A 19,278-nucleotide genomic window follows, 5' to 3' on the forward strand; every position below is an offset into this window, starting at 1 on the left:
TGTGCAATTAAGAACCGCTATACCCTACGGGAAGCCGCAAAGCGTCTATGTTTGTGTACATACCTTTGCCTTGGCGTGCCGAAGGCATCATTCCATTTACCCCAATACAGTTCAGATAAGCCCAAAACACTTGTAGAGACGGCGATAAATCGCCATCTCTACAACTCAAAATTATTGCCAGTAGCCCTTAACCTAAGCGTATTGATTGCCCTGGCTTTCTTTATAAATGACCTCTTCATAAAAACAATGTGAACAGCAAAATTCCCGACTTCTTCTTAGAGAAGCCGGGAATTTTCGCTTAACATCTGATTATTTTGCAATAACTGATATTTTTCTTTTAACAGATGGGTATTATAAGTCTACTCTGCTAACAACATCTTCATAAATTTGCCTTCAAATGAAATACATTTCCGCAATTTTACTGTGACGTTATGCTTTTATTATTGACCGGACTTGAATTAAATATTTCTGAAAAAATCAGTGTTTACCGGATAAAATCAAAAATTCATTAATGATATAACTTTAAACAAATTCTCTTTTGCAATATCTACTTCATTTGGAATTTCGTAAAACCAGATGCAGTAGTCACATAAATATAGCCTCATCTTATGTCTGTGAAAATACTTGACAGTCATAAACGAAGATATCAAAAAATAGAAACCTCACTAAAGACCACTTGACAGGGAAGCAGCTATGTCTCGAAAACGTCAGCTAGTCAAGGCAATTCAAAAAACCTTCAAACAAATTAGCAAGCAGTTTTTATCTACAATTAACAAGCAAATTATTTGGCTTCTGCGGGCTATTTTTGGCACTCGAAGAAAACGCGGCTCAGAGAATGCTGGGTTTTTGTTGCCGACAGTGGCAATGGTGTTAATAGTAGTCGTCTTGTTGACCACTGTTATTTTATTTCGGTCTTTTGAACGCTCCAAAAATGCTAGTAATGTCCGAGTGAATGAGGCTGTACTTAACGCCGCATCACCTGCCCTTGACAGGGCTAGAGCAAAATTAGACAAGCTATTTGATGACCATCGGCTCCCACGAGCTACACCTTCAGATGCAGCTTTAGAGAGTGCCTTCAAAAATTATTTGAATGAATATACTTTTGGGGATGAAACTCAACTAAATCTGAATTATACCGATCCAAATGCAACACCAACCCGTCAAGATCCACTACCAACTTCATGGATGTACCCGATTGATACAGATAACAATGGGAAATTTGATACCTATACTCTTTATGGAATTTATTTCCGAAATCCGCCTATAACTAACGGCGCATATAATCGTGCTAGAAATCCTCTAGAGGCCAGAACTCCGCCCATGACCTCTGGTAGTATAAGCAACGGTTGTCAAGATACTTTGGGAACCAGTGCTACTTTGGTGGGGAGTACGGGCTGGTTTAATATTGCTAGTAAACTCAAAAAAAGCTTTTTTGTTTACACTGCTAATGTTCCCATCACTGACCAATCTGCCACTGGTAATTACGAACCTTTCAAAGGTAATAAAGGTTTTTCAGCTTTAGAGTATCAACAAGACCGCGTACAACTACCCCTAGTTAACAATGCGGTGGTTTATGAAGATGATGTAGAACTTACCCCTGGTCCTGCATTTAACCTCAATGGACGGATCTTGACTAATAGTAACTTCCTGACTGGTAGCGGCTTTCAAACTGTTACACTTTATCAGGTTAGTAGTAAAAATTCCTGTTTTTACGATCAAGACAATTCCAAAATTATTGTCGGTGGCAATTTAGCAGCAGGTGGTTTCACTGATAGTGGTGATTTAGGTAACAGTACTGGAGTGCATTTATTCCAAGGGCAAGGATCTGATCCTAATACCAGTTATGGTGTTAAAGATAACAAATCAGTTGCCGGAGTACCGACTAATATTGCCTATAATAGTTCCGCTTATGTACAGCGCATCAATCTCTTAGTACAAGCGCAGGCATCTTACGATGCATCTACTGACCCCCAGGAAGTCAAAGATGGCATTACACAGCAACTAAAAGTATTAAATCTAACCACCTCGACTGCTTCTACAGCACAACAAGCTAGTATTCGTAATAACCAGTTAGGACTCTACTTTAAAAAACGTACCCGCCGTGTACCCTATAATGAAATTTCTTCTGGTACAGATGCGGTAGGAACTTATAATATTACTGATAATAAACCCCTACAAGGAAGTGGTGACTCACTGCGTCCACCAGACACTTGGGTTTATCCCTTTGATCCTAGTGATGGTAAAACTAAGACTAATTATGCCAATTTAACACTCAAAGCTAATAGTTCTGATAGTACTAAGCTGTTACCTAGCGCTACAGAGACAACTAAGCAGCAACAAGTAGGTAAAGAACAATACGTTGGCGATCGCGTTTTGCTTGGCAATAACCTACCTGCATTGTGGTGGAACGGAACGACATTTATTGGTTCAGATAGCACAGATACTCAAAATATTACAGGTATTGTCTGGGACGACGGAACTGGAACTCGCAATCGTCGTAGTCGTGTACAGCAACTAGCTGATTTAGGAACCGTTGACCGAGATGGAGACTGGGAATCAGCAGCTTCTAAAGTACCAACTACTCCCCAAGATCCTGTAGGCGGCTTACGGGTAATTACTGGTGCAGGGATTTATTTGCCTAAAGATTACACTGTTAGTAGTAGCCAAACTGATTTGAACACAGCGGCAGCAGCTACAAACAGAATTTGGTCAGATATGATGCCTGTACCTAATACTATTGCCATCAAAGCTGATAAATCGATCCAAGATACCCAAAATAGCAGCAATATATATTTGCTCAATCCTACTTATACACCGTATTTACGGATGCGGGCTACAGCAGTTTATCACTACCAAGCGAGTGGTTACGTTGCGGCAACTCCTACACCTATTGCTTGTATAAGTAGCTTCTACGATCCCACTAATAGCAATACAGCTAAGAACCTCAATAGTCTTCCATCTGCGACTGGTTTTATCTATGACAAAGCCACAGGTGGTAAATCCCATAATGGTATTGTCTACGCACCTCCAACAAAAGGAGTTTCTGACTATTCAGATTTACTAAACTACCAAGCTAGTTTAATGTATCCCAATGGGCGGTTGGTAAATGAAGTACTCAGCAATGCTCTGTTAAAAGCAGCTGCCTCTCGGACACTCTCAGAGCAGTCTGCTATTGATGCTGCTATCTGTGCCATCCAAATACTAGACGGTAGTATTGGCGATCCAAGTGATACCGTTATCCCTCACGGCGCAATTTACGAAACTGCTTTTTTAGATGGAAGGCAGATTAAGGCAATTCATAAAGACGGGACAATAGTTGGTGTAAATACGTTCACTAACGCTGATGGTGTAAATGGAAATGGAAATGTAACTGGAACACCACCAACGCTTTGTTACTTTCAATATGCCTGTACTATCGTTCCTGGTGCAAATAATCAGACAGTAGGAATCTCAACGACTTCACCCTACGAACTCGCCAAAGAAACCCGCCAACCTCTGGAAATTCGCACCACTGTATTAGACATTAATAAGTTGCGGACAAAAACTTATGGTACTGCAACAACACAAGAATACTTAATCCCCAATAGCGGTATTGTTTACGCTACGCGGGATGATGCACTTTTAGATTTGAGTGCTGCTTCTACCATTACATCAACAGACACGGATACACAAAAACAGAACAAAAAAGATACTCAAAAATCAAGTAGCCCTGTAGACTTTATACTTGACCCAACTCGCCGTCCTAACGGCATCATGTTAATCAATGGCAACCCACTCTGGCGTGTTCAGGCTTACAGAGATGCAGAAAAAGGCTTGATTTTAGCCTCTAACTTGCCTGTGTATATTAAAGGCGACTTTAATATACATACCGGAGAAGAATTTAATACAGCTCTAGCTAGTGATTTGAGCAATTTCTACTCTCGTGCTGCAACAGACCGTAATAAAAACTTTGCTTGTCGTACTGGTGACGCTAGACTACCAAACTGTACCACTGGGGACGCATGGCGACCTGCCAGCGTGTTATCAGATGCCATCACACTTCTTTCTAACAACTTCCAAAGCGGCTACCGGAGTGATGGAGACTATGACCTAAATAATAACCTGGGGGATACTTCTTCTATTACCGCATTTCAGAAAAATGGGTTTGCTTTTATCAATAGTAGTAATGCTGTAGTTACTACTAACAATATTAATACCATCAATGCTGCCTGGTATGGTACTGACGGCTTGCCTAAAGACTTTGATACTACTAAAACTGGTACTCAAGGTAGCTCTTACCTCAATAACTTTGTTACACCCATTCAACGAAGGAAAAATGCCCCAGAGTATTTAATGGAGGTCTGTCCAAAACTACCTGTTTCAGCTTGCAATCCGGGTACTGATTGGTATGTAGACATAAATGATATCAACAATATATCGGATACAACCAAAAATAAACGCTCTTGGGAAATTCTAACTGATGGTAGTGTGAGTTTATTAAAATCAGACAATACTACTTTAGATATGGAATCTGGTAGTACAGTTAAACTTCCTGACGATTCATTTAAACCTTACCCCCGTCGAGTAGCCTTTAAGCGTGACAGCAGTGGTGTGGTGCAATTAAAAAATACTCAGCCCATCATTTTAGGTATCCAAGGTGGAAAAATATACGAATTTCCATTAAGCGATTTTACTATCGGTTCTAGCAATAGACCAACTTCCCAAGATAATGCTCTATGGTTCCGAACAACTACTGCTAATGACGATACTAAACCTCCAAAGGTTACTCTAGGCTCAGGTACAAGCGATCAACCAGCTTTATCGCCAGTTTTACAAATTCAAGTGGCTTTCGGTACTGATGAAAATGCATCACCAACATCAAGTAGCAGAATAGGCCCTGGTAATACACAGGATAGTAACTGGCTGCAACAGGCCACAGCTACCACCTTTAATTTAGCCGCAGCAGGGGGAGACACGCCAGCTCGTCCGACAGAAGATAATGGTGGTTTACACAACTTTGTCCGCTTACTGGAAAATTGGAACCCAACTAGCGACTTAAATGCAGCTATTGCAGCTAAAATTAACGGCTCTTTTATCCAAAGAGGCCGTAGTGTCTATGCTACTGGGCCATTTGTAGCATTCTTAAATACCTCATCTAGCGCAGTATATCCGATCGCTAACTCTGGTGGTCTAGTACCTTTTTATCTAGCTCCTAAACGGCAGTGGGGTTATGATGTCGCCTTGCTGTCGCAATCACCAGATGCATTTTCGCAAAAATTAGCGATAACGCCAGATGACAAACCCAATGAATACTTCCGGGAAGTTGGCCGAGATGATATCTGGGTGCAAACCTTATTGTGTGCCAAAAAAGCCTCAGATAGTAGTTATGCCGTCGATGCCGATCAACGTCCTAGCTGTAGTTAATCTTTAATTTCTAGAAACTGGTGAGTAACTATGATTAAGCTCAAACCACAGCAAGTAAGTCAACCATCTGGTGAGTCTGGTTTTACGATTATTGAGTCATTGGTCGCAATGCTAGTAGTTGCTATTTTACTAGCAGCGATCGCACCCACCATCGTCATTGCAACAGCAACTCGCGTCCAATCAAAACGCGTAGAACTAGCCACACAAGCTGCCAGAACTTTCATTGACGGCGTAAAAACGGGAGCAGTGACAATTCCTGCTACCACTACTGCACCCACTGGAACATTAGCTGGCAATAATTTACTTAATACTACAAGTATGCCAATTCCTCAAACAACAGCATCGCTAACATCGCTATATTGCGTGACAAAAGATGCAAACAACAGTCTGGCTATTACTAACCCAGATTGTACAAGCAACACAAGCAAAATATTTTACATTCAGGCTGTAAGAATTACAGCAACAGGAAGTACCCCAACTGATAGCACAGGTCTACCAAAGGATGGCTACCGTTTGGCAATTCGGGTTTATCGATCAGATATTGACGTTACTAAACCTGTCTACGCTGGTCTTAGCGATAGTAGTATCAATAAAAAACAAAACGCTTTCACTGGGACTTTGGGAAATACCCAGTCCCCACTAGTGGAAATGACCACTGAAATTGGTTCTAGAAACACTTCTTTCAATGCTCTGTGTCAGCGTCTTGCTATTAGTGGCAGCACTACTAGTAACACCACTTGTAATTAGTGATTTCCAAATAAAAAATACTCAACTACTTTTTGTGGGGTGGGCATCTTGCCATTGGTATCAACTTAACGTGAAACCGCTCGTCCGCCGGGAATTGAAATTCCCGTCTCATAGCTAAAGTCATCTGAAGATGACTAAATATCGCCAAAAATCTCCAGTCTACTTCAGTAGACTTTAGCCTATTAGCCCGGAAATAAATTTCTGGGCGGGCATGGAAGCCAACAGTTAAGCTATTTCCAGCTTAAGTTGACACCAATGGCATCTTGCCCGCCTTTGGCTACGAGTAGGCAAGATACTCACGCTACAACATTGGATATTTACACCATCATTCAATATATGTATTTCTATCACTAAGGGGCATACCGTAGTTATGAAGAATGCACTCAGATTTCTTCTCAACATTCAGCTGAAACACTCTAAGTCTGTTCAGCAAGTTCATGGTTTTACCCTGATAGAGCTTTTGGTAGCCTTATTGCTGGCATTCCTTGTGCTGACACCACTGCTAGGATTTATGGTTAATATTCTCACTACAGATCAGAAAGAGCAAGCAAAGGCAAATTCTGAACAAGAAATCCAGACAGCAATTGATTACATCGCCAATGATTTACAACAAGCTGTCTATATATATGATACAGATGGACTGACTCGTCCTTCAAACACTACCCCAGCAAGCTCAGGAATTCAAGATCAAATACCTCCTGTTAAAAGTGCTACTGGTTGCAGTTCTAATGCTACTTGTAAACCAATTCTCGTGTTTTGGAAACGCAAGTTTCTTTCAGGTGCGATTACCGCTCCCAGCAGCACTACAGACGACACTTTTGTTTACTCACTAGTTGCCTACTATTTAATCAAAGATAGTAGTACTACTTGGTCAAACGCGGCTCGTATTGCCAGATTTGAAATTCGTGATGGAGTTCTGGCTTCTAGTGGTACTAATGGAAATTGTACTGACTATCCTAATGATACATATATTACCTGCCCAAATCCAGGTTTTCAGCGTTTTAACCTAAATTTACCAGGTGCAGCAGGTATAAAGAATCAAATGAATTCATGGAAAACAGCCTCGTCAGCTTACGACCAACAAGCTTCGGTACTAATTGATTATATCGATCAAACCTCTGTTCCGACAGATATAACAGATCCAAAATATCCTACTTGCCCCACTGGAACACTTAGCAAGGGGAGTTTTATGGGCTTTTATACTTGCGTTGATGTTGCCAACACAACAGCACAGGTGTTTTTACGAGGTAATGCACTAGCTAGGTTGCAAAATAGCAATTTTGATTACTCTTCAACTAACCAAACTTACTTTCCGACGGCAAGTGTCCGCGTGCAAGGACGTGGATATTTATATACTAAATAAACTTCACAATAAACAGCACAACTAATAGTGGGGCATTATGGGCAACCTAACTTTAAAGTTATTCCACACTAGGATGTGTAATAAAGACACCGAGAAGCGATTTAATCCTGAACACAATGCTGGTTTTACTTTAATAGAAATGCTTGTTGTGGTGCTAATGATCGGAATTTTATCAGCGATCGCAGCTCCCAGCTGGCTTGCCTTTGTAAATCGACAGCAAGTAAATAAGGCTAATGACGCCGTTTTAGCTGCATTACAAGATGCACAGAGCGAAGCTAAAAAAAGTAAACTTAGCTATAGTGTTAGTTTTCAGAAAAATACCACAACCCAAAATGTAGAGGTTGCTGTTTATCGTACCAATCCTGGAATCCCTACATGGAAACCTTTAGGGGCAGATATAGGCGTTAGCTCTAATAAATTACTGCTAGGCGCAAATCTCAGTAGCGAAAACGCTGCTAATTCTACTGCTAATTCTCCTGTATCTTACCCTCCTTCAAGTACGCCAACAAAAATTACCTTTGACTATATGGGGGCTTTACCAACTTTACCAACTCCAAACCTTGGAACAGGTAATCCATCTGGGTTAAAAATAGTGGTAGCTGTACCAAGCGCTACAAATTCTACATCCCCTAGTACCGTAAAGCGATGCGTCATTGTGACAACTCTCTTAGGCTCAATGCTCACAGCAAAAGACAATAAATGCGATTAGGTAGTTTATGTAGTAATCTTTATTTAAAAACACGTAATAACACTGTACATAAAACTGCACGTTGATCGCAAAATTGAAACATCAGGTGCAGTTTTAATGTTTGATAGATTTATTTAAGAGTCGCTCATCAATTAGCCATTGGCTGAATATATAAAAAGCGTCCTAATCAAAATATTCTTTTCAGAAAATGACTGAGAATCTTGACTTTACTGTAGCTATCCCAACTTATAACGGTGAAAGTCGTTTACCTGAACTACTAGAGCGACTACAAAATCAACTTCACACCGAAAATTTATCTTGGGAAATTATAGTTGTAGACAATAACAGCACTGATAACACAGCTAAAGTTGTTCAAACATATCAAAAAAATTGGCAGTGTCCTTACCCTTTAAAGTATTGCTTTGAAGCGCGACAGGGAGCAGCTTATGCACGAAAAAGAGCAGTAGCAGAAGCTAAAGGTAGACTTATTGGTTTTCTAGATGACGACAACTATCCAGTATCAAATTGGGTATACGCAGCTTATGCTTTTGGTGAAAAATATCCTAAAGCCGGAGCTTATGGCAGCCAAATTCATCCTGACTGGGAAGTAGAACCACCAGAAAATTTTCAGCGAATTGCTCCATTTTTGGCAATTACAGAGCGAGGTGATTTACCGCTATTATATGAACCAGCCAAAAAACTACTACCTCCTTCTGCTGGACTTGTTGTCCGTAAACAAGCGTGGTTAGAAAGTGTACCAGATAAGCCTATTTTAACTGGGAGAGTTAAAGGCAATATGCTCACCAGTGAAGATTTAGAAATGTTGTCTTACATCCAAAAATCAGGATGGGAAATTTGGTATAACCCCGAAATGGAGATTTCTCACAAAATCCCAAAATTTCGTTTACAAAAAGATTATTTAATTCCGTTCTTTCGAGGTATTGGACTTAGCCGCTATGTAACTAGAACGGTAAATATAAAAAATGTGTATAGACCGATTGCTCTTTTATCTTACATGATAAATGACCTACGTAAAATCGCTTTACACTTAATAAAATATAGAACTAAGGTCAAAAAAGATTTGGTGCTTGCTTGCGAAATGGAACTTTTTACAAGCAGTTTCATTAGCCCTTTTTATCTATGGAAAAATGGATATTTTAAAAAATAAATTATCAAAGCCTTAAGTATTATGACTGAACTACCAATTGCAAAATTAGATGTTAGTGTAGCCATTCCTGCATATAATGGAGCAACTCGTTTACCTAAAATTTTGGATAAAATTTTAACCCAGACAGGAGTAGAAAAACTTAACTGGGAAATTATTATTGTGGATAATAATAGTTCTGACAACACATCTGAAGTAATCGAGAATTATCAAAAAATATATGATGGAAGATGTCATATAAGATATTTTTTAGAACCCGAACAGGGAGCCGCTTTTGCACGATTGCGGGCAGTGCGTGAAGCCAGAGGGCAGCTAATCGCATTTTTAGATGATGATAATTTACCCGATCCTAATTGGTTATCAGAAGCATATAATTTTGGATTAAATCACCCTCAAGCAGGTGCTTGGAGTGGACAGATTCATGGTGATTTTGAAGTAAAGCCGCCAGAAAATTTTGAAAGAATTCAAGCTTTTTTAGCTATCAGAGAACATGGTTCAAATCCACATTTATTTGATGCGGATAATTTAAGACTTCCTCCGGGTGCGGCGCTTGTTGTTCGGAAAGAAGTATGGAGTGAAAATGTACCTCTGCGACCTAATTTAAGCGGTAAGTTACCTGGGATTTTGGTGCAGGGTGATGACTATGAACCACTGCTTTATATACATTATGCAGGTTGGGAAATTTGGTATAACCCCACCATGCATACTTATCATCAAATACCACGTTGGCGATTTGAGAGAGATTACCTTCTAACTTTGGCACGCGGCTGTGGCTTGTGTATTTTCCAGTTACGCTTGATAAATACTAAAAATTGGCAAAAACCAATAGTGTTTGTAAAAACTATTTTAGGTAATTTACGCCGGGCATTACAGCATCTCATTCAATATAGAGGGCAATTGAAAAGTAATCTTATTGCACTTTTTGAGATGGAGTTTTACCTGGCTAGTATGATGAGTCCTTTTTACTACTTAAAATCTAATATACGCAGAGTATTAAAAAATAAATTAGTCTTATAAAATAATGAAAGCTAGAAAAAAATTACCAAAAATCTCTGTAATCATCCCTGCTTATAACAGTGAGAAAACTATTAGGCAGACAATTCAATCTGTTTTAAATCAAACTTTTACTGACTTAGAATTAATTGTAATTAATGATGGCTCACAAGACTCAACTTTAGAAGTTGTTACACAATTTCAAGATTCACGAATAAAAGTATTTTCCTATGCCAACGCTGGGGGTAATGTCAGCCGTAACCGAGGGCTAAACCATGCAGTTGGAGAATTTGTTAGTTTCTTAGATGCAGATGATATTTGGACACCTCATAAACTTCAGTCTCAGTTAAAAGCTTTGCAAGGAAACGTTACTGCAAAAGTTGCTTACAGCTGGACTGATTATATTGACACCAACGGTAAATTTATCCTTTCAGGTAAGCGCATTAATTTAAATGGAAATGTTTATGAAGAATTATTACTAAATAACTTTTTAGAGAATGGTTCCAATCCCTTAATTTGTAAAAAAGCTTTAATTACATTAGGTGGCTTTGACGAATCTCTAAATGCGGCTCAGGATTGGGATATGTGGCTGCGATTAGCCTCTAAGTTTGGTTTTATATGTGTACCATCTGTACAAATTTTATATCGCATAAGTGCTAATTCAGTTTCTTCCAATCTTGCCAGGCAGGAAAAAGCCTGCTTACAAGTGCTTGGGAGAGCATATAAAGAAAGACCTTTTCTACGAGATGCTGCGCGAACAACTCTTAGAAATAGTTGGGATATAAGCCTAGCAAATTTATACAAATATCTGGTTTGCAAAGCCCTACAAAAGCCGTTTAATCGTCAAAAATCTCTATCATCTGTTAGATTTCTGTGGAAATATTTTCTTAACGATCCTTCAAAACTTGAGAATATAAATTTCACTTTAAAATTATTATTGAAAATTGTCATAATTTTTATCTCGCCGACCCTGTTCTACAGTATTATTAATCGGCGCGATGCAAGAAACCAAGAACCTGAAAGATTGCTCAACATTTGGGTAGTTGAAAATCGGCCAGAAAGAAAAAATGGATACCCACGTGCATTTACGATTTCTAGCTAATACAAAAAATCTCTGGAATAAGCACTCTAATAGTGGTTTTACCTTATTAGAGATGTTAGTAGCTGTTGTATTAATTAGTATATTAGCCACATTGGGAATATCCAACTGGCTAGCTTTTGTGGAGACTCGCCGTCTCAACACTGCCCAAAACCAGGTTCATTATGCTATGCGCCAAGCCCAAAGGCAAGCCACTAAAGAAAAATTGACTTGGCAAGCCAGCTTTCGTGAACAAAACAGGGTAGTTCAATGGGCGGTTCATCCAGCTACAGTACACCCATCTAACGCTAACTGGAATAATCTAGATTCCAATGTGCGCTTGGATGAGGAAACAACCTTATCAGAGTCAAATGGCATCAAGCAAATCCAATTTGATTACAAGGGTAGTGTCACTAAACCACCATTGGGACGGCTCACTCTATCTAGCAAGTCTGGTGGTAAAGTTAAACGTTGTGTCATAGTTTCTACAATTTTAGGGGCAATGCGAACGGCAAAGGAGCATACTACAAGCAGTAACGATAAGTATTGTTACTAAAATATTTTTAGTTTATTCAAAAGACAAGGTATTCTGTGCTGAACTTACCAGGAAACCCAAAACGGCACCTGATTATTTTTACTCGCTATCCAGAACCAGGTAAGACAAAAACCAGATTGATACCTGTTTTGGGAAGTGTTGGTGCTGCTAATCTTCAACGCCAAATGAGTGAATATACGATATTTCAGGTTCAAGAATTGCAAAAGTCTATTGACATATCTTTAGAAGTGCGATTTACAGGTGGCGATTCGCAACTCATGGAAGACTGGCTGGGGTTGGATTTGGTTTATCAGTTTCAAGGTGAAGGGGATCTAGGTTCGCGGATGGCGCGATCGCTTTTTGAGGCTTTTCAATCTGGTATGGAAGAAGTAATTATCATCGGTACAGATTGTCCTGGAGTGAATGCCCAGATTCTCGCGACAGCTTTTGAGAAGCTACACGCCTTTGACTTAGTACTTGGCCCTGCGATCGATGGTGGATATTACTTAATTGGTTTGCGTCAACCCATCCTGGAGTTATTCGTTAACATCGACTGGGGAACCGATCGAGTATTCCAGGAAACCGTGGACATTGCTCAGAAACTTAATTTATCATACGTGAACTTGTTGCCTTTAGCTGATGTTGACCGACCGGAGGATTTACCGATTTGGGAACAAGCTCTTGCAAGTCAGATGGAAAAATGAAGGAGAGAGTAGAGATATAGCAATTTTTGTATGGATGCAAGATATATTAAATCCCCGAATTAGTTTCGTATCTTAAAACACCAGGGATTTCCTGAAGACACTATACATAACAAATGTTACTGTGGTCTAGTTGAAAACCAAGAGGCAGATAGCCTTTACTACTATTGAATCTGCTTTGTGTTTTTACACAATAGTCACGGTCATGGGCACAATATTCAAGTAGCTTGAAATATGAAAATCACTCGTATTCACCGCCAGTTTGAAAAACTATGGTTAACCGTTTTGCTTCCGTAAGTCCTGCCCTCACACTTAAGGTAGTTGGCATAATCTGCATTTTGTCTTTTTTCGTTGACTTTTTGATTCTATTGTTACCCTTTCAACCGACTGATCGGGTATGGCAAATCAACTTGGCAACAGCACTCGTCGATCGGGGAATTGTTCCTTTAGTAGGTTTAGGGCTTCTGTTTGCTGCCTATTGGGTTGGTAATGCTGATGCCGGAAGCGATCGCCCCCAAGGTATCGATTTAAGATTTCCCGCCCTGATCCTCTCAAGTATTTTAGGGTTGATGTTCTTGCTGATTTTTCCCCTGCACCTGAATAATGTCAATCAAGCTAAGGCTCAAACACTTAACCGCATAACTCAAGAAGCAGATCAAGCAGAAAATCAACTGAACACTCGGTTATCGCAATTGCAAGCACAACTGAATACTGAGCAAGGAAAAGCCCAACTAGAACAGCTGCGAAACCAAACCAAAGCTCAGTTTAGTGAAATCCTCAAAGATGACCAAAAATATAAGCAAGCACTTGAAAGCCCTCAAATTCCTGCAAATATTAAAGAGTTACTGAAGAAGGCTAAAACAAATCCCCAAGCACTTGACAAAGCTATCGAACAACAAACAGATATTCAGACGTTGCAAACTCAACAACTGAGCCAAGTTCGCCAGCGCAGAGACGAAGCGCTGCAACAAGCTAAAGATACTGCTTGGAAATCTGGACTGCGGATTGGGATTAGCAGTTTGCTGTTGGCTATTGGTTACATTATTATTGGCTGGACAGGGTTAAGAGGTAGGGGTACTGTACAAGGTGGTAAACCTAGAGTTGCCGCACGCTAATCCACCATTGGCATGGCAGTAATAACGTATCTAAACATTATTGACGGCTGACACTGCCATGCAGCTAATAGCTCATAACAATAAAAAAGCAATTATCACTGAGTAAAATCACTATAAAACTTGGGTAATGTTCTCAATTTACATACTGACATATAACGAAGAAATAGATATTGCTGCTTGTATCGAATCGGCGATGCTATCGGATGACATCATTGTTGTGGATTCATGCAGTAGCGATCGCACTGTGGAAATTGCCAATCGCTATCCCATCCGCATTGTCCAACACGCTTTTGAAAGCCACGGACGCCAACGCACCTGGATGTTAGAGTCTGTCACCCCGAAGCACGAATGGGTTTACATTCTCGAAGCTGACGAGCGTATGACACCAGAACTGTTCGCGGAATGTGAAAGGGCAAGTCAAAATCCAGACTACATCGGTTACTATGTGGCTGAACGTGTGATGTTTATGAATCGTTGGATTCGCTACAGCACACAATATCCCCGTTACCAAATGCGACTCTTCCGCCACGGTAAAGTATGGTTTACAGACTATGGTCATACTGAGCGAGAAGTTTGTGAGGGGGCAACTAGCTTTTTAAAAGAAACATACCCACATTACACTTGTAGCAAAGGCTTGAGCCGCTGGATTGACAAGCATAATCGTTATTCTACAGATGAAGCTCAAGAAACACTTTATCAACTAGAACAGGGAACGGTTAACTGGCGAGATTTATTCTTTGGTAAATCGGAAGTTGAAAAACGTCGCGCCTTGAAAGATTTGTCTTTGCGTTTGCCCGCCAGACCGTTGCTACGGTTTATATATATGTATTTTATCTTAGGCGGATGTTTAGATGGACGCGCTGGAATCGCTTGGTGTACATTGCAGGCATTCTACGAATATCTGATTTTGCTCAAAGTCTGGGAAATGAAGTATCTACCAAAACCTAATTTAGACGCAACAGTAATTTTGGCACAAGATAGTACACAACAGTTACAGTGCAGGGATTCTGAAACAACTCATGTTGATGTGGTATAAAGTAAGCTGGAGATCAGAAGGATTCTTAGTAAGATCAACAAGCAGCGAGAGGGTGCGCGATCGCAAAATCAGAATTGTCAGAATTAGGGTAGCACAGCCAGCTGTGCTACCCTAATGCGTGTTACATCTAAATAAACCCACCATCATAAATTAATATTTTTAACAGAACATTTTCATAAAAGCCGCTCCTGCTTAAATCTGACTGACCAGATAAAATAATTCCTTAGTTTACCTGGTGAGACTTTCACAATCATCAGCAGCTTTTGATTAAGCGCGGTAGATTAGTAATAACCAAGGACTTGCAACAATCATTTACAAGTCTAACAAAGAAAAGTAACATCCTTTGAGAATAACCAGTCGCCATCGGATTGGTTAACGTCTATGTGTATGCTTATAGGAAAATAGCTGATTTTCAGCAAGCCCTACGTATTTTTGCGGCAGCATCCAAGCTGCTAGCATTTTGGAAGTTACTTGCGGCATAAACTGCCTAAAGTTAAAGTCTTCGGAATTTGACTAATCTGCTGGTATGGATACCGATAACAAAAGTTCCTCTAGCTTAAAACAGGAGAATCGGGGCTTGGTAATCGATCGCCTAAAACAGGATTTAAAAAACGACCTGATTGCTGGTTTATTGGTAATAATTCCCCTAGCAACCACTATCTGGCTGACAATTACCATTGCTAATTGGGTAATCAACTTCCTCACCCAAATTCCCAAACAACTGAATCCCTTTGATGGCTTAAACCCAGTTCTAGTAAATCTACTGAATTTATTAGTAGGGTTGGCTGTACCTTTACTAAGTATATTATTAATGGGCTTAATGGCTCGTAATATAGCTGGGCGATGGTTGTTAGATTTTGGTGAGCGATTATTACAGGCAATTCCTTTAGCAGGACAGGTATATAAAACTCTCAAACAGCTTTTAGAAACAATCCTAAAGGATTCTAATGGCAAGTTTCGCCGCGTAATTTTAGTAGAATATCCCCGCCGAGGAATTTGGGCGATCGCCTTTGTCACTGGTGCAATCAGCAGTGATATCCAAGCCCAGATGCCTCGCCCCGTACTAAGTGTTTTTATCCCCACTACCCCGAATCCAACTACTGGATGGTATGCAGTCGTTCCTGAAGACGAAGTGGTGAACCTCTCCATGTCTATTGAAGACGCCTTTAAAATAGTTGTATCAGGTGGCATCGTTGCTCCCAATACACCCTTGATTTTTCCCAAAGAATCCGCACTAAAAGTCACGCACGAAGAAACCAAGCAGCAGGTTATTACTGAATTTGGGACTGGGGACTAGGGACTGGGTACTGGGGATTGGGGACTGGAGACTGGGGAAGATGAGTGTGTGGATTCATGCACTAAGCAAATCTTAAAAGAATTTCTTCTTTAGTAGGACTTACGCAATAACTCTCTGAAACTCTTATTCCTTTGTGGCTTTTGCGTCCTACCCCTCCGCGTCTATGCGGTTAGTTTTTTATTTTGCGTAAGTTCTAGTACCCAATCCCCAGTACCTTCTTATTAGCTGTTTAGGTAGCGTCTCGTAGAGAAGTTGGAGAATCCTGGGCGCAACCTGTTAAAAGCTATCTGGCAAAGTCACAAGTAAATCCGTAATTTTATTGTTTGGCTGTGCCAAAATTGGTATAGTTAAAAGTTTGTCCAGTCTAATTAATCTGTTCTCGCAAAATCACCCCTCATTTGTATGCAACCCCGTAAACCCCAGCAAATTGCTCGTGAATTGGCGCTTTTAAGCCTTAGTCAATTGCCAGTCAACCCCAAAAAATTAGATAAATTGGAAGACGATCAACTAGTATCCAAGTTGGTACTCGGAGCAGTACGGACTCTGACCTCAGAAGTGCAAGATACTCTTGATAATGCCGCAGGTGAACTGCAACGCAGTAACGATCGCCTCTTAAGCAGTCAAACTCGTGCTTCTGACCTAAATACTGCCAGAACGATGCTTCAAGAAGCCATCACCTGTACCCAAACAGCAATCAATCAGTTGGGTACAGCAGTTGAGTTTCCAGTATTGATTCAGTTAGCTAATCAGGACAAGGGAGTTCGGAATTACGCTAAAGAGCTTGTGATTACCGTCAACGAAAATCGACACATTATAGATGAACTCATTTCTAATGCCTTAGTAGATTGGCAAGTAACTCGCCTCGCCCAAATTGACCGCGATATCTTGCAAATCGCTGTGGCAGAAATGAAGTTCTTAGGAGTTCCAGATAGTATCGCTATCAACGAAGCTGTGGAATTAGCCAAACGCTACAGTGGCGACGATGGTCATCGGTTTATTAATGGTGTTTTGCGCCGAGTCACTGAGCAGAAACAAACAGCGTAGCCTTTTATACTTACTTCCAAAAATGAGCAAAATGAGGGGGTTAACAATTCAAAATTCAAAATTAAAGAAATTTCAGACGGGGATTTAGCGAGAAACGCTCCACTTGGGATGCATCCCAAGTGGAGCGATTTCTCAAGACAAACCCCGACTGAAATGGGTGCTGTAGATTGCAGGTTCTTAAACCCTTTAATTTACGATAAGCAATGCCCCATACTCCAAGTTAAATTAAACTCATAACTCATAACTCATATAACCAATACTGCTGCAATGGTTTTTAATTGGTTCCGTCGTCAACATAATGATTCCTCTGATACTCCCTCGGATCAGAAGCAGGAAGAAACACCTCCTGTACAAGAACCCCAAACAGAGCCAGTTGAAACTGCACCAGACACAACGGCAGATTTGTTGGCATTTGCTAAAGCTGCCTACAAAAATATTCAGCAAAAACAACAAGCCGAGGTAGTAGAAACCCCAGCACCATCAGCTCAACCTGAAACCGCAGAAACGCCAATTGCAGAAGTCACTGAACCAGAAGCAACTGAGGAACCTGCTAGTACTACCGTAGAAGCTACACAGCCAGAAGTAATCCAAACTGCTACTGAGGAAATTACAGAAGATTCCTCAGTGGCAGCAATTACCGAGCAGCCAGATGTCTCCAGCCCAGAACTCACAGCTAGTGAGGTTGAACCAATACCCACCGAACCAGAGACAGCACCAGCCGCCTTATCATTCTTAGAACGGGCGGCGGCAGAACGGCAAGCCAAGCTGGATCAGCTAATAGCCACCGCTATTGAAGTCCCAGAACTGGAGGTAGTACAGCAGCCAATACCTGCAACCTCAGAGTTAGGAGAGGAAATTCTCGGACTGGAATTTGATGATGGGTTTGTCTGGTCAGCAAAAGTCCTGGCAGCTCAAGGTAGAAGTGCAGAAGACGTTTCTCTTGAAGAAATTACCTGGCTGAAAAAGCTCCGGCAAGGGTTAGACAAAACTCGCCGTAGTATTCTTAACCAATTGAAGGCGATCGTAGGTCAAGGGCCGCTTAATCAAGCTGCTGTGACGGAAATTGAGGCATTACTGTTGCAAGCTGATGTGGGTGTAGAGGCAACAGACTTTATTATTGATGCTCTACAGAAAAAACTTCGAGAAGAAGTTACTGCACCTGAAGAAGCGATCGCTTATCTGAAAAAAATCCTCCGAGATATGCTGGATGCGCCAAGCAAAACATCCCACAAAACTAGCTTTACGCCAGAAAAAGAAACCTTAAATATTTGGTTAATCACTGGAGTAAATGGTGCTGGTAAAACTACCACCATCGGCAAAATTGCCCACCTGGGACAAAAATCTGGTTATAAATGTTTGATTGGGGCAGCAGACACCTTCCGCGCCGCTGCTGTGGAACAGGTGAAGGTTTGGGGTAGTAGGAGTGGTGTAGAAGTAATTGCCAATCCGGGAAAGAATACAGATCCGGCAGCAGTTGTATTTGATGCGATCGCAGCCGCTCAAGCGCGTCAAACTGAATTACTTCTGGTAGATACAGCTGGGCGACTGCAAAACAAGAAAAATTTAATGGACGAACTCGGTAAAATTCGGCGAATTATCGACAAAAAAGCCCCAAATGCCAAAGTAGAATCTCTTTTGGTTCTAGATGCCACTTTAGGGCAAAATGGACTACGGCAAGCTGAAGTTTTCTCTCAAGCGGCCCAACTGAGTGGCGTTGTCTTAACTAAGCTCGATGGTACTGCCAAAGGCGGCGTTGCCCTGGCCGTTGTACAACAGCTAGGTTTACCCATTCGCTTTATTGGTGCTGGCGAAGGAATTGAAGACCTGCGACCATTTTCGAGCTATGAGTTTGTTGAAGCTCTCTTAAGTGGCTAATTGAAAAATTTGGGGTCAAAAATTTTTCTTGACAAACTGATAAATTTAGGGATAACTGATCTGGTATTATCACTTGAACTAACTAGAAATAAAATGCTGGAAACGGCTCAAGTACTAAAACCATAAATTTGTAACATTCAGGAGGCACTTTCCTCCTGCTTCCTACCTTCTCTCAGTAAATGGGTGATTTTTGCTAGCATTTCAACGGGTCGTGCCAGGATTAAGAGACTTGCTGCGC

Annotated in this window: 14 protein-coding genes; all 14 read left to right on the plus strand. The window is 40.7% G+C overall.

The features are described 5' to 3' along the window. Positions 1-693: 693 nt before the first annotated feature. The 14 genes from hpsA to ftsY all read left to right on the plus strand — a co-directional run bounded on the left by hpsA (position 694) and on the right by ftsY (position 19,040). Positions 694-5,403 carry a hormogonium polysaccharide biosynthesis protein HpsA gene (gene hpsA / locus V7L07_RS30330; protein ID WP_335063026.1) on the plus strand — a complete coding sequence of 1,570 codons (4,710 nt, stop codon included), beginning with the start codon at positions 694-696 and terminating at the stop codon, positions 5,401-5,403. 30 nt (positions 5,404-5,433) lie between these two features. After that, positions 5,434-6,150, plus strand: a complete 717-nt coding sequence (hpsB, locus tag V7L07_RS30335) for a hormogonium polysaccharide secretion pseudopilin HpsB (RefSeq protein ID WP_335063028.1) — start codon at positions 5,434-5,436, stop codon at positions 6,148-6,150. A gap of 370 nt (positions 6,151-6,520) precedes the next feature. Then, on the plus strand, positions 6,521-7,513 hold the full coding sequence (gene hpsC / locus V7L07_RS30340; RefSeq protein WP_335063030.1) for a hormogonium polysaccharide secretion pseudopilin HpsC: 993 nt from the start codon (positions 6,521-6,523) through the stop codon (positions 7,511-7,513). Between the two features lie 37 nt (positions 7,514-7,550). Beyond that, the gene (locus V7L07_RS30345) at positions 7,551-8,222 is read left to right on the plus strand and encodes a type II secretion system protein (RefSeq protein ID WP_335063031.1); all 672 of its coding nucleotides are present in this window, start codon (positions 7,551-7,553) and stop codon (positions 8,220-8,222) included. A gap of 187 nt (positions 8,223-8,409) precedes the next feature. Continuing rightward, entirely contained in the window at positions 8,410-9,369 is a 960-nt protein-coding gene (gene hpsE, locus V7L07_RS30350) for a hormogonium polysaccharide biosynthesis glycosyltransferase HpsE (RefSeq protein ID WP_335063033.1), read from the plus strand. Between the two features lie 21 nt (positions 9,370-9,390). After that, complete coding sequence (hpsE, locus tag V7L07_RS30355; RefSeq protein ID WP_335063035.1) at positions 9,391-10,383, plus strand: hormogonium polysaccharide biosynthesis glycosyltransferase HpsE; 993 nt, start codon at positions 9,391-9,393, stop codon at positions 10,381-10,383. A gap of 4 nt (positions 10,384-10,387) precedes the next feature. Beyond that, a complete protein-coding gene (locus tag V7L07_RS30360) occupies positions 10,388-11,461 on the plus strand; it encodes a glycosyltransferase (RefSeq protein WP_335063037.1) in 1,074 nt (357 codons plus the stop codon). Next, a complete protein-coding gene (locus V7L07_RS30365; protein ID WP_335063039.1) occupies positions 11,427-11,993 on the plus strand; it encodes a pilus assembly FimT family protein in 567 nt (188 codons plus the stop codon). Before V7L07_RS30360 ends, V7L07_RS30365 begins: the two co-directional genes overlap by 35 nt. A 35-nt stretch (positions 11,994-12,028) precedes the next feature. Further along, on the plus strand, positions 12,029-12,676 hold the full coding sequence (locus tag V7L07_RS30370) for a TIGR04282 family arsenosugar biosynthesis glycosyltransferase (protein WP_335063040.1): 648 nt from the start codon (positions 12,029-12,031) through the stop codon (positions 12,674-12,676). A 269-nt stretch (positions 12,677-12,945) separates the two neighbouring features. After that, a complete protein-coding gene (gene hpsJ-B, locus V7L07_RS30375) occupies positions 12,946-13,788 on the plus strand; it encodes a hormogonium polysaccharide biosynthesis protein HpsJ (protein WP_335063042.1) in 843 nt (280 codons plus the stop codon). Between the two features lie 127 nt (positions 13,789-13,915). Continuing rightward, entirely contained in the window at positions 13,916-14,824 is a 909-nt protein-coding gene (locus V7L07_RS30380; protein ID WP_335063043.1) for a glycosyltransferase family 2 protein, read from the plus strand. 526 nt (positions 14,825-15,350) lie between these two features. Continuing rightward, positions 15,351-16,121, plus strand: coding sequence for a DUF502 domain-containing protein (locus V7L07_RS30385; protein WP_335063045.1), 771 nt, complete (start codon positions 15,351-15,353; stop codon positions 16,119-16,121). A 402-nt stretch (positions 16,122-16,523) separates the two neighbouring features. Further along, complete coding sequence (gene nusB, locus V7L07_RS30390) at positions 16,524-17,165, plus strand: transcription antitermination factor NusB (RefSeq protein WP_335063047.1); 642 nt, start codon at positions 16,524-16,526, stop codon at positions 17,163-17,165. Positions 17,166-17,432: 267 nt separating this feature from the next. Continuing rightward, positions 17,433-19,040, plus strand: coding sequence for a signal recognition particle-docking protein FtsY (gene ftsY / locus V7L07_RS30395; RefSeq protein WP_335063049.1), 1,608 nt, complete (start codon positions 17,433-17,435; stop codon positions 19,038-19,040). The last annotated feature ends 238 nt before the right edge of the window (positions 19,041-19,278 follow it).

The organism is Nostoc sp. (assembly GCF_036916985.1).
Lineage (GTDB): Bacteria > Cyanobacteriota > Cyanobacteriia > Cyanobacteriales > Nostocaceae > Nostoc.